This window comes from Pseudomonas sp., assembly GCF_048265905.1.
Taxonomy (GTDB): Bacteria; Pseudomonadota; Gammaproteobacteria; order Pseudomonadales; family Pseudomonadaceae; genus Aquipseudomonas.
In genome coordinates this window covers 333,056-345,651 of sequence record NZ_JBLXAP010000002.1, presented here as the reverse complement: position 1 = coordinate 345,651, position 12,596 = coordinate 333,056, and the positions used below count along the sequence as shown (strand labels likewise).

Sequence of the window (12,596 nt, the reverse complement as noted above, 5' to 3'; positions counted from 1 at the left end):
GCTTTTAACAACGTGCGCGTTTAACCGTGAGTGTTAGTCGCTACGGGTAAAGCACTGAGTCGCTGATCGAGCAAACCCAAGCCTTCTTGGAACAGTTGATTGCTGCGCTCAACATCACCCAACTGCGCAAGCAAGCGAGCCAACTCGGCGCAGGTTTCTGGATGACGCTGGAAGCGCAGGCTGGCGTCGAAATATTCCTTGGCCTTGCCCCACAGTTGGTTGTGCTCGCAGATGCGTCCCAATGTAAGGAGCAGATCAGCGTCAGCCGGATGATCCTTTAGCCAGCTCTCAGCAGTCTGTAGCTGGCGCGCACCATCGCTGCTGCGCAACAAACCATAGAGACGCACCAAACGGCTGTCATAATTACGCTTCAACGCTGCCCGCAATATGACTTCTGCATCATCTTCACTGCCCAGTTGGCGCAACTGCTCGGCATACATCGCCACCAGCGTCGGCTCTTGCTGCTGCGCAGTAGAAAGCTGCTTCCAGGCTTTATTCAGATTAGTCAGCGCGGCTTCATGGCCGCCCTCTTCACTGATCGCCGCTGTGGCCAGACGGCCACGCCAAGCTTTGAGCTCAAGATCAGCCAAGGCCTCACCGCTGAGCATCTTTTCTTTACGCACAGTCGACAAAATACCAAGCAATGCTGACCAATCCTGGTTACGCACATACAACTGCTGCAATTGCTTCAACACTTGTTGATTGTTCGGATGCCGCTCATGCATCACCTGCAGCGTTTCCAGTGCGGCCCCTAACTCACCGCGGTCTTGCTGAAACTCTGCATGACTCAGTGCCACAGCAAGCTCTGCTTGCGGCTGACGCTCAAGTGCGCGCTCAAGCAGCGCATCGCATTCTTCCTTTTGGCCCAGTTCATGAGCCGCACGGGCAGCGCCAAGGTAATACATCAGCGGCAGCGCTTCAGCCTCAGCGGCTTTACGTAAATGGCGTAGCGCAGCTGACCAGCGTCCTTCAACTAGATCGACAAAACCTTGCTCGGAGGCTAATCGCACACGCCGGTTGTGGTGCAGACGTGACCATGGGTTAACCAGCCGTCCGGAGGTCACCAACAAACGCAGCAGCAGACGCAACAGGTAGATGATCAGCCAGAGCGCAACAATCAGTGTCAGGAAAATCCATAAGCTGGATTCGTAGCGAAAGCTCTTGTAGGCCAGCAGTACATAGCCTTTGTGCTCAGCAATTGAGTAGCCAAGCAGAGCCAGCCCGCCAGCAACCAGCAGAATTAATATCAGCAGGGAAGCGCGCTTCATTGAGTCGCCTCCTCCGCCGCCGGCTTGTCTGCAACCGGTGCATCTTTCAGACGTTCACGGGCCGACTGTTTTTTCTCGATATAGGCCTGCATGGCGTTGATCGAATTAGTCAGGTCTGGCGCCTTGACTTCAATGGTCTGGTCGATCAACTCACCCACGCGCGCGCGCAACGCACGGCTGCTTGGATTGTCTTTATTGAAGTTGCCATCAAGCACGTCAGCCGCCTGAGTCAGTGCTTGTTTGTATACCGCTGTCTGGCCATGCAAGGCCGCCCATTGCGCTTGCTCCAGTGCCAGACTCAAAGCCAGGCGAACCTGGGTCAAGCTTTGCCCGGCAAGTAGAGGCCGGATGTTCTGATCGGCATTGAAGTCCAGGCGCACGTACTGCCCAGCGGTTTCCAGAACACTGGCCCACCAGCCTTCACCATAGTTTTCCTCAGCCAATTGACCGAGCACCCCACCGTCATCTTTAAATGATGGATTCAATGCATTGAGCTGCATGCCCTGATCGCGCAACGCACCCAACTGCAAGAACAAACCGGTGCGATCCGGGTTGGGCGTAGTCAGAAGCGCCTCAAGACTTTGCGCCAACTGCTCACGAACTGCGTAGGCGGCCGGGTCATCCTGATCGCGGACGATTTCATCAGCAGTACGCACCAAGGCCGTTGCGCTGTTGATATCTTGCAGCGCCGACAACCGCAGACTTGCCAGACGCAGCAAATGCTCCGCCTCAGCTAAACGCCATTCCTGACGGCTCGCACCGAGCACGGTTTCAAGGCGCTTGTTGAGCAACTGCTGATCGCCCTGTAACTGCAGCACCAGACGCCGACGCTCATCCAATTCATCCGGTGGTGGCAGCGACTGCAAACGGCTATCGAGGCTCTTAGCCTGCTGAGAAAGCGCTGCTGCCTGAGCTTGGGTTTGTTCTAGTTGCGCCACTTGTTGCTGCTCGTTTGCTTGCAACATACGCAGTTGCCAGACACCCCAGCCGCCAATAGCAACGCCAGCTGCGCCGAGTAACAGGGCGATTATCGCCAGGCCGCTAGCGTTTGAAGGTTTCTCTGGCGCTGGTGTTTTAGTGACTGGCTTGGGTGCATCCTGCACAGGCTGCTCTTTCGGGGAAGTCGCTTCGCTCACGTATCCATCCTTTGTCTCAGAGGGCGGGGCAGACTCAGCCTGCAACGCCGCCAACAACGCCGCAGCATTTGCACCGCGACAGTTCACTACAGATTCAGCGCCCGCTGCACGTGCTTGCTCAGCCACTCGCAGACTCGGCACAAATAAGGTTAGCTTGCTTAATGCGGGCCATTGCTCACCTGCCATTTGTAGCAAGTGTTTAAACCCTTGGCCACTACTGACCACCACAGCGTTGAGCTGATTTGAGCGCAAAATCGCATGCAGGGTTCCCGCAGAATATTGCGGCAGCTCTCGGCGGTACAAGCTTAGATAATCCACCACTAAGCCCTGACTACGCAAACTATCGGCGAGTAACTCACGCCCTTCTTCGCCGCGAATAATCAAAACCTTGGGGGCTGAATCTGCATTCAGAGCCTGCTTGAGCCGAGGTAAAGCAAGCAATGCCTCGCTATCATCGCCCGCATCGGACCAGTGCGCATCCACGCCATAATCAGCAAGGATTTCGCCTGTCGCCGCGCCCACGCTGAACCAGGGTTGAGTTGACGGTACGGCTATCTGGTAACCGTCGAGTCGCTGCCGCACAATGCGTGCCGCAGGTTTGCTGACAACAATAACCGCACTGTATCGCCCAAGCTGGCTGAGTATTTCCCGCTGCTCGACGGCTTCATCAAGTTCGACGATATTGAGCAACGGCAAACTATTGCTATGGACGCCATGCTCGGCCAACGCCGCGGCCAGCGTCACGCATTCATCCTGCGGTCGGGTCAACAGCAGACGCCATTGATTCACGCGTGGCCTGCCTCACCATACACGGCGTGAAGAATGGCTTCGGCACCTTGGCCAAGCAAATCTTCAGCAACCGCTATACCGAGCGCTTCTGCCTCGGCCAATGGCGCACGACTCTCCGCGCTCAAGAGCAAACCGCCGTCAGGCTGGCCGACCAAGCCGCGCAACCAGAGCTGTTCACCCTCGATAATCGCATAACAGGCGATTGGCACCTGACAACCGCCATTCAGACGCTTGTTCAGCGCCCTTTCAGCCGTCACGCGCAGCGCTGTTTCACGGTGATTCAATGGCTCAAGCAGCGCATGAATCTCAGCATCAGCGCTGCGGCACTCAATACCGACTGCGCCCTGCCCGCCGGCTGGCAAGCTGTCCTCAACACTGATGGAATCGCGGATACGCTCACCGAAGCCGAGGCGGATTAAACCCGCGGCTGCCAGAATAATTGCGTCGTACTCGCCCGCGTCGAGCTTAGCCAGACGCGTATTGACGTTGCCACGCAGGAAGTTGATGGTCAAATCAGGACGGCGCGCCAACAATTGCGCCTGACGCCGCAGGCTCGACGTACCGACAATACTGCCAGCCGGAAGCGCAGCAAGACTGTCAAAGGTGTTGGAGACGAAGGCGTCGCGTGGGTCTTCTCGCTCACAGATGCAATACAAGCCGAGACCGTCTGGAAAGTCCATCGGCACGTCTTTCATCGAATGAACAGCGATATCCGCCTGGTTTTCCAGTAGTGCGGTTTCAAGCTCTTTAACGAACAAACCCTTGCCGCCAATTTTAGCCAGCGGTGAATCCAGCAGTTTGTCACCACGGCTGACCATTGGCACCAGGTTGACAACCAAGCCTGGGTGAGCTTGCTCTAGACGAGCTTTTACGTGCTCGGCCTGCCACAAGGCCAGGGCACTTTTACGGGTCGCGATGCGAATTTCACGGGGCATGGGCAATTCCAGAATACGAACTGCCCCAGATAATAACAGGCTACGGCGTTACGAGCCTCCCGGCACTGATGCAGCAATACTTATGATTTGGCCGGACTACAGACTGTTCATTAATTTGCGAACACCCGCAACATGCCGGCGACTGACCACCAACGCATCGCCATCAAGCCCTTTGAGGAACAATTGGAAGTGCCCAAGCGGCGTACGCTGCAGACGCTCAATGCGCTCACGCGCAACGAGTGCATTGCGGTGAATACGCACAAATGCGTCACCGAACTCATCTTCAAGCGCCTTAAGCGGCTCATCAAGCAAGACTTCACCATGTTCATGACGCAGGGTCACGTACTTGTGGTCGGCAATGAAATACACCACCTGATCCAAAGGAATCAGCTCAATGCCTTTGCGTGTGCGCGCACTGATATGGGTGCGCGGACCTCCACCCGTTTCGATCGCTGGTCGGGTCAGTGCCGCAAGCTGTACACGGTTGGGCCGCTCCGCCTTTTTCAAGGCTTCAGCAAGGTGTTCGCTGCGCACCGGCTTAACCAAATAGCCAACGGCGCTAACCTGAAATGCCTCCACGGCAAACTCATCGTGAGCGGTACAGAAAATCACCGCTGGCGGCGCTTCACGCTCGCACAACTTAGCCGCGACCTGTAATCCATCCAGACCGGGCATGCGGATATCCAACAGCACAACGTCAGGCTTCAGGCTGTCAATCAGGCTCAGTGCCTCCTCGCCATTGCTTGCAGCTGGCTCAAGGACACGGTAACCATCGAGTTCGCCGACCATTCGGCTTAGGCGCTCTCGAGCTAGGGGTTCGTCATCGACGATAAGAACATTCATATTGCTCTGGCTTCCTGCGTGAGTCTCGCACAAGGATAGCGTAGACGGGTGTAATGGCGGCCGTCACGGCGCTCCACGCTGAGACTGGCTTTAGACCCAAAAAGTGCCGCAAGACGTGCATCGATATTTTCCAAGGCGAGATGAGTCCCACGCGAAGGCGGCATGTCTTGCTCAACATAAGGATTACTCACAGTCAGTTGAAACACTCCTTCGAGGTAATGTGCCTCGACGCATACCAATCCGCCCTGTACCAATGGCTGGATGCCGTATATCAGGGCATTCTCCAGCAGTGGCTGCAGGGTCAATTGAGGAATCGGCAGATCCTCGGGCACACCTGCAACCTCCCACTTCAACTGTAGACGCTCGCCAAGACGATAGTGTTCAATCGATAAATATCGTTGCGCCAGCGCCAACTCATCACTCCAGGCCACCAGACTGCCGGGCTTGGCCAGGCTGGCGCGAAACAAATCAGATAAATCCAGCACCGCCTGTTCTGCTTTATTCGGATCAACCACCACAAGGCTGGCGATACTGTTCAAGCTATTGAACAGGAAATGCGGCCGAATACGCGCCTGCAATGATTCAATACGCGCACGCAACTCTGCCTGCTCTTGTTTGCGCCATTGGCTCTGCAGATAAAAATAGCGTAGCAGCAGTGCCGACATAATCATGCTGATTAATGCATGTCGCAGATAAAGATTGACCTCACCAGCACGGGGCAACTGCCCGCCCAGGTCATAAAAATCGGCGACCGCAGTACAAATCATGGTCAACGCAACCACGATAGTGCAACAAAACAGTCCAGCCACTTCAGCACGCCAGCGTGCCATTAGTGGGCGCAAACGACACAACAGAGCTGCCGAGAGCAATACAATCCATTGCACGAATAACGACGTGAGCGCCAGGCGCACCCAGTTAAAGCCGGGCAACATAGGCTCAGCCAAGACCAGCACCAGCACCAATAACTCGGCGAGCAGGACAATGCTCAGCAGGGCTTCCGGCTGGCAGAGCTCGGGGACGAAGAAATCATCAACCGGCGCACGTTTTTCTTCTGTTTTAAATGGTTTATTTCGCATCAGCGCAGTTTCCGTGTGGCGCGAAGACTCAGCAAGTGGGCAAGCTCCGTACGGTTGAAATAGTGCCGTGAACAGCCGGGCAACCCTACAAACTGTGATGCGGACGACATTGTCAGCAGCGGCTCGGCATACCTATTGTCAAATCTCACCCGGCGATTTTGCGTGTGAGCCCTGTTATTATCGACCCAAGTATCCGTCACGCCGGTCGCGACCCGCTGTTTCAAGCTGCTTTCAGGCGCCTCCAAGCTGCCTGTTTAATCACTTTGAGCATATGTGGCTGCGTTCTGGCCGAACTAGCGCACCAGCCGAGCGAACTCATGAGCACTGAACAGACCAACCAATCCTGGGGCGGCCGCTTCAGCGAGCCAGTCGACGCCTTCGTCGCCCGTTTCACCGCCTCTGTCGAATTCGACAAGCGCCTTTACCGCCACGACATCATGGGCTCGATTGCCCACGCGACCATGCTCGCCAAAGTCGGTGTGCTCAGTGAAGCAGAGCGCGACACCATTATCGAGGGCCTGGGCAAGGTTCAGCGTGAAATCGAAGCCGGTCAGTTCGACTGGAGCATCGAGCGCGAAGATGTACACATGAACATCGAAGCCCGCCTCACCGACTTGATTGGTATCACCGGCAAAAAACTGCACACCGGGCGCAGCCGGAATGATCAGGTCGCAACCGACATTCGCCTGTGGCTACGCGATGAGATCGACATCATCCTTGGTGAAATCACGCGCCTGCAGCAAGGTTTGCTTGAGCAGGCACAACGCGAAGCCGAAACCATAATGCCCGGCTTCACCCACCTGCAAACCGCCCAGCCAGTCACCTTTGGCCATCACTTGCTGGCCTGGTTTGAAATGCTGTCGCGCGATTACGAGCGTTTGATTGACTGCCGTAAACGCACCAACCGTATGCCGCTGGGTTCGGCTGCACTGGCCGGGACAACCTACCCGATTCAGCGCGAGATGACTGCTGAGCTGCTGGGCTTTGACAGCGTCGGCGGTAACTCGCTGGACGGCGTGTCCGATCGCGATTTCGCCATCGAATTCTGCGCCGCGGCAAGTATTGCGATGATGCACCTGTCGCGCTTCTCGGAAGAGCTGGTGCTATGGACCAGTGCGCAGTTTCAATTTATTGAATTGCCGGATCGCTTCTGCACCGGCAGCTCGATCATGCCGCAAAAGAAAAACCCGGACGTACCTGAGCTGGTACGCGGCAAAACCGGTCGCGTATTTGGCGCCCTCACCGGTCTGTTGACCTTGATGAAAGGCCAACCTCTGGCTTACAACAAGGACAACCAGGAAGACAAAGAGCCACTGTTCGACGCCGCCGATACGCTGCGAGACAGCCTGCGTGCGTTTGCCGACATGATCCCGGCTGTAAAGCCCAAGCATGCAATCATGCGTGAAGCCGCTTTACGTGGTTTCTCGACAGCGACCGACCTTGCAGACTATCTGGTGCGCAAAGGTCTGCCATTCCGTGATTGCCACGAGATTGTCGGCCACGCAGTGAAATTCGGTGTTGATAGCGGTAAAGATCTCGCCGAAATGACTCTGGAAGAGCTGCGTGTATTCAGCGATCAAATCGACGCCGATGTATTTGACGTACTGACGCTCGAAGGCTCAGTCAACGCCCGTGATCACATTGGCGGCACCGCACCGGCACAAGTCAGGGCGGCGGTTAAGCGCGGCGAGGCATTGCTGGCCAGTCGTTAAGCATGCGGGCCACAGGCGGCGAGGTACTACTTGTCGCCCGTGGCAGGCTTTGAACGAACCCGTTAGGCGTTCGCCTGAGCACGCGCCTTAATCATCGCCATAAACTCAGGCATGTTGGCGTCTTTGTCCGCCGCAATCTTCTGTACGTGCGCCAGACCGTTCAGCTGCGCGAGCAACTTGCCAGCTTCAGGGAAATCCGCCACCAAATCGATATCAAACAGCTTCTGCGCAACGGCACATGCCAGATCAAAGCTGTACAAGAAATACACATCTGCCAGCGTCAGACTGTCACCAGCAACATAGGGTGCAAACTTGCCGTGACGCTTCAGCGCGGCAACCCCCGCCAATAACTCTGCCTTGCACTTTTCTTGAAGCGCAGGGGCAATCTGCATGCCGAAAAAAGCCTGTGGATAACCCAGCCGCGCCGGCAGCTCAATATACAACTCAATCTCGCGCATCAATGCTCGAACCTGTGCCCGCGCATAGGGTTCACTGGGCAGCAACGACTTACCGCTGCCTGTCTCTTCGATGTATTCGAGAATAACGCTGGTTTCACTCATGAAGCCTTGTTCAGTACCCAGCGCCGGGACTTTGCCGCGCGGGCTGATCTTTAGGCTTTGCTCACTCTGATCAGGGTGAAACGGCACTTCCTCAAAAGCCATGCCTTTTTCCAGCAGGGCAAACTTGACCATGTTGTAGTAGTTACTAACGGCGAATCCATAAAGTTTCAGCATCACGGCAGGCTCCCAGATTGTCCAACCTAAGGTTATAGACCTGCAAAGCGTTAACTGGCCAGTCTTATCAGAGCAGTGAATAGCGAAAGCTTGTACAGACTGGCACACTGCAAACACTACCCGCGCACGAGACTGAAATGAGCGATATCGAAGACAACGAAGACGAGGCATTTGCTGGAGATCGCCTGATCGAAGCGGTCGAAAATCAGATCGAGGCAGGTGAACCCGCAGCGGCCCGAGCAACCTTGAATAAATTGACGCTGGTAGGCTATGAGCGCGATGAGATATTGCAGTTGATGGCTCAAGTGCTGGCATATGAAGTCAACAGCATGCTCGAAGCCGATCAGCCGTTTAATCTGCAACGTTATGAGTCAGGCTTACGCGCACTGCCTGAGTTACCTGAATAGTGACGGTGCACCATGGTTGTCGCCACACTCGGTAACGTGTGGCCAATGCCAAGCACCGACAATCACGCTAATGGGGGTCGTAATCGAGTGAGCTACAGGCTAACCCTCGCGACGTTATGCCTACTATTGAGCCTCGGCCCGAACAGCGTGCAGGCGGAAACCTTTCGGATAGGTGCCGAAGACGATTGGTTTCCCTACACCGCACTGCGCAATGGCAAAATTCAGGGTATGTCAGTGGATATTGTTCGTGCGGCATTTGCCGCCAGCAATACCGATATAGAGTTAGTGCCTTATCCGTACTCACGGTGCATGGACACCGCGCTGCGCGGCGAGATCATGGGCTGCTTCAATACCTTGCCCAATAAGCAGATTGCCAGCGAATACCTCTTACCGCATTACCCACTGTTCAACGATGACATCCTGCTGTGGGCCAACAGTAAAACGGCTGAACCTGTGCTCAGCCTTGCTGAGTTAAGTTGGCAATCAGTTGCCGTCACCATTGGTTATGAATACGGCGCTCAGTTCGACCAAATGGCGGCCATCCAGCGCGTGCCAGTCAGGCGTGACCTCAACGGATTCCTGATGCTACAGCGCGGCCGAGTCGACTATACCGCGGCGTATCGCGGAACCGTCAGGGCCTTGATTGCAGAGCGCCCAGAATTTAAAGATGCGTTCACTCCAGTCGCAACATTGATCCACGCCCAACTATTCCTGAGCTTCACCCGCAAAGACCCGCGTGCACCGGAACTCATCAGCCGCTTCGATAAGGGTATGCAAATCATCCACACAAACGGCACCTATCAGCAGATACTCGACCACTGGCATCATCAGATCGCTGCAGATTGAATGAGCCTTAGCTACACTGATCCAACCTGAGCGTCGCCCAACAAAGGAGTCGATACAAAAGGTAGCGAGCGTACGCAGTACAAGCCATACAGATAATCTGGAGCTGAGCTAAAAAGCATCTTGAGCATCTGTCATTCACCGCGAGGGCTGCCCCAAAAGTCTTACGCAGTAGTTTTCAGCGGTTTCCTAAAATAATAGCTGGAGTACTTATGGCCTTTACCCCTGAACTTATTGCCGAACTCGAAATTCTCTCCATGTACAACCTGAGTAACACCAAAGAAGGGCTCAAAGTGCACCACACGGCATCGCCAGCAGCGATAGCGGCCGCTCAGCGTCTACATGCCAAAGGTTTGATTTCACTCGATGATGGCGGTTACCTGACCAGCCTTGGGTTAGATGCAGTCGAACACACACAAGTGCTGCTAGGGATTCTCTCCGAGCCACAGCCCGCTTAAACACGGCACTCAGCAGGCGGACGTGCTCCGCCTGCCCCGCCTCGCTCATAGCCCTCAGAACCTGTGCTGAAAAACCACAGCACTAACGAAAGTATGGGTTAGACTGCCAGTCTGGACAGGGATATGACTAATAATAACAATGTCACACATTCGCAAGCCGCTTGGCAGCAGCTTCCTGATCTCAATTAGAGAGTCTTTCATCGCGCTCTTGCCGTTCATTTTGGCAAAGTCGTTTATTTTACTGATCCTTGCCCTCATTGTTGCCGCCCCCCTTGAGCACCCACCGATTATCCACGCCACACAATGGCTGACCGTATTCAGCGCCCAGCTTTCTTTGCTGTTTCCACTGCTCGCGCTTATTTCACTGTCATTTCACTTTGCTAAACACTTGCAACTCTCGGCAGTGGTCGTGTGTTCCCTTGCCTTTAGCAGCTTACTTGCCCTGCATATACCCGCTCAAAGTGAAGGCCCGAATATTGGTTTTATAACAGACGTTCTCGGCGACCCCCGCGCAGTTATTTTACCCATTCTGGCTGCCTATTTACTGCGCCCACTAATCGCAATAAAAACCTGGCAACTGGTTAAAGGCAAACTATTAAGCAGTTACTTGAAGCAGCACCTTAATAACGCTATACCGACCCTTGTTTGTTTTATCTTGTTATTCATCGTCGGTTTATTACTGTCAATGATTGCACACTGGATTGTCGACCCGCTGATAGCAGTTTTTAACGGTGCCGACGTGAGTGTGCAGTTGTTCATGCGTACGTTGTTGACTCATGTCTTCTGGGTGATCGGTGTGCATGGCGACAATGCCTATTTATTGCTAACCGGGACGCAAAGTGACGCTCGCCTTCTTGCGCCTAACCTAACGACGGAACAATTTATAAATTTATTTATTATTTTCGGGGGCAGCGGCGCTACGCTGTCACTGGTCATTGCGATTTATATAGGTACGCGAGACGCAACATCGCGACGCCTTGCCAAAATTGCGGCGCCCTTTGCGTTATTTAATATAAACGAGATGCTGATTTACGGTCTGCCCATCGTATTTAATCCGCGACTTATAGTGCCGTTTATTGTCGTACCGCTGGTCAATCTGTGCATTGCCTACACAGCAATATCAACGGGTTACTTTAGCTTCAACGACCACTCACTCCCGTGGATTACGCCGCCTCTGCTGAATGCTTATATGGCGAGCGGAAGCATTACCACCGTCTTGCTCCAGGCCGGGTTAATTACATTAGGCACCTGTATCTACTTACCCTTCGTCAAGCGGCTCTCCATAATGTCCGAGCGCCATGACCTCGATAAGGGGTTAGCTAAACGCGTACAACTTAATGACGAGATCGGCCGTAGTATTGAGCAACAATATACGCAAAAACAGTCTGAATCCTTACGCGCTGAAATTGATTTAGAAAAAACCATCAAAGATGTGCTCGCTGGCGACCTGCAACTGCACTACCAACCCAAGCTATCGCTCGAAACCAATCAAGTCGTCGGTTTTGAGGCGCTGCTGCGCATCACCGATGAAACCGGAGTGCTCAAAGGCCCCTACTTTGTCGATGCGTTCCAACGCGCAGGCTATTCACACATCATCGACCGATTCGTCATCGACACCGTGGCCGAGGACATTGCCAACTGGGAGCTGGAAGGTTTCACCCCGAAAGTCAGTATCAACCTTGATCCCAACAGCATGGCCGATCCGCAGATGCTCAGCACGCTGATAGATCGCCTCGGGAGTTACGGCCCACGCATTGAAATTGAAATACTCGAGTCGGCATTTATGCTCGAACTCAATCGAGTTGAAAGCTGTATGGGGAAATTGAAAGACCTCGGCTTTAGCTTTTTACTGGATGATTTTGGCACCGGGTATTCCAGCCTCAGTTTGCTGAGCCGGATTAACGTTGACAGCATTAAGCTCGACCGCAGCATTCTTGAAAATGCCAATGAGCATAAAGGCCGTATCCTCTACCGGCAGACCTGTTACCTGTGCCGCAGCCTGGGCTTTAGCCTAATTGCCGAAGGCGTCGAAACACCTGAGCAAGCCGAGTTTGTGAAAGCCTCAGGCGTGCAATATGTACAAGGCTGGCTATACGCCAAAGCATTACCCGGCCCGGAAGCAAAAGCATTTGCACTTAACCGCGCAGCAAACACTTAACTGGGAATAATCAACGCTGGGGGCTGTCTTCAGAAAGCTTCAGCGCAGCCGATAAAGGCTAAAATATCGCTTGCGAGCTATTGCCAGTAAGCGCAACCCTAAGGAACCTCTGAAAACTACTGCGCTCGATATTACGGCGTTAAAAAATTGCTCAAAATGCTCATTTAGGCCAACTAAACTCCGCTTTTTCGCATTTTTTTGCCTTGTACTACCGTCGCTCGCTACCTTTTTCAGAGA

At 54.2% G+C, this 12,596-nt stretch carries 11 protein-coding genes and 1 pseudogene; 5 read left to right on the top strand and 7 right to left on the bottom strand.

Annotated elements, in window-relative coordinates; translation table 11 throughout:
• Window positions 1–20: 20 nt before the first annotated feature.
• The 6 genes and pseudogenes from ACN0UH_RS04765 to ACN0UH_RS04740 all read right to left on the bottom strand — a co-directional run bounded on the left by ACN0UH_RS04765 (window position 21) and on the right by ACN0UH_RS04740 (window position 6,047).
• Window positions 21–1,268, bottom strand: a complete 1,248-nt coding sequence (locus ACN0UH_RS04765; protein ID WP_417660969.1) for a heme biosynthesis HemY N-terminal domain-containing protein — start codon at window positions 1,266–1,268, stop codon at window positions 21–23.
• Entirely contained in the window at window positions 1,265–2,404 is a 1,140-nt protein-coding gene (locus ACN0UH_RS04760) for a uroporphyrinogen-III C-methyltransferase (RefSeq protein WP_417661110.1), read from the bottom strand. Before ACN0UH_RS04760 ends, ACN0UH_RS04765 begins: the two co-directional genes overlap by 4 nt.
• A 63-nt stretch (window positions 2,405–2,467) precedes the next feature.
• Window positions 2,468–3,148 (bottom strand): annotated as a pseudogene (locus ACN0UH_RS04755) (uroporphyrinogen-III synthase); the annotation flags it as partial.
• A gap of 41 nt (window positions 3,149–3,189) precedes the next feature.
• Entirely contained in the window at window positions 3,190–4,128 is a 939-nt protein-coding gene (hemC, locus tag ACN0UH_RS04750) for a hydroxymethylbilane synthase (protein ID WP_417660968.1), read from the bottom strand.
• 96 nt (window positions 4,129–4,224) lie between these two features.
• Window positions 4,225–4,971, bottom strand: a complete 747-nt coding sequence (locus ACN0UH_RS04745) for a LytR/AlgR family response regulator transcription factor (protein ID WP_417660967.1) — start codon at window positions 4,969–4,971, stop codon at window positions 4,225–4,227.
• A complete protein-coding gene (locus ACN0UH_RS04740; protein WP_417660966.1) occupies window positions 4,968–6,047 on the bottom strand; it encodes a sensor histidine kinase in 1,080 nt (359 codons plus the stop codon). Before ACN0UH_RS04740 ends, ACN0UH_RS04745 begins: the two co-directional genes overlap by 4 nt.
• A 317-nt stretch (window positions 6,048–6,364) precedes the next feature.
• Between ACN0UH_RS04740 and argH the strand changes: the two genes are divergently transcribed.
• The gene (gene argH, locus ACN0UH_RS04735; RefSeq protein ID WP_417660965.1) at window positions 6,365–7,759 is read left to right on the top strand and encodes an argininosuccinate lyase; all 1,395 of its coding nucleotides are present in this window, start codon (window positions 6,365–6,367) and stop codon (window positions 7,757–7,759) included.
• A 62-nt stretch (window positions 7,760–7,821) separates the two neighbouring features.
• Here the strand turns inward: argH and ACN0UH_RS04730 are convergent, their stop codons facing one another.
• Window positions 7,822–8,493 (bottom strand): glutathione S-transferase, encoded by a 672-nt coding sequence (locus ACN0UH_RS04730; RefSeq protein WP_417661109.1) that lies wholly within the window; start codon window positions 8,491–8,493, stop codon window positions 7,822–7,824.
• A 137-nt stretch (window positions 8,494–8,630) separates the two neighbouring features.
• On the opposite strand from ACN0UH_RS04730, the gene ACN0UH_RS04725 reads away from it, so the two are divergent.
• The 4 genes from ACN0UH_RS04725 to ACN0UH_RS04710 all read left to right on the top strand — a co-directional run bounded on the left by ACN0UH_RS04725 (window position 8,631) and on the right by ACN0UH_RS04710 (window position 12,359).
• Window positions 8,631–8,900, top strand: a complete 270-nt coding sequence (locus tag ACN0UH_RS04725; RefSeq protein ID WP_417660964.1) for a hypothetical protein — start codon at window positions 8,631–8,633, stop codon at window positions 8,898–8,900.
• 12 nt (window positions 8,901–8,912) lie between these two features.
• Complete coding sequence (locus ACN0UH_RS04720; protein ID WP_417660963.1) at window positions 8,913–9,746, top strand: substrate-binding periplasmic protein; 834 nt, start codon at window positions 8,913–8,915, stop codon at window positions 9,744–9,746.
• Window positions 9,747–9,955: 209 nt separating this feature from the next.
• Window positions 9,956–10,201 (top strand): TIGR02647 family protein, encoded by a 246-nt coding sequence (locus ACN0UH_RS04715; RefSeq protein ID WP_417660962.1) that lies wholly within the window; start codon window positions 9,956–9,958, stop codon window positions 10,199–10,201.
• Between the two features lie 139 nt (window positions 10,202–10,340).
• On the top strand, window positions 10,341–12,359 hold the full coding sequence (locus ACN0UH_RS04710; protein ID WP_417660961.1) for an EAL domain-containing protein: 2,019 nt from the start codon (window positions 10,341–10,343) through the stop codon (window positions 12,357–12,359).
• Window positions 12,360–12,596 lie beyond the last annotated feature (237 nt).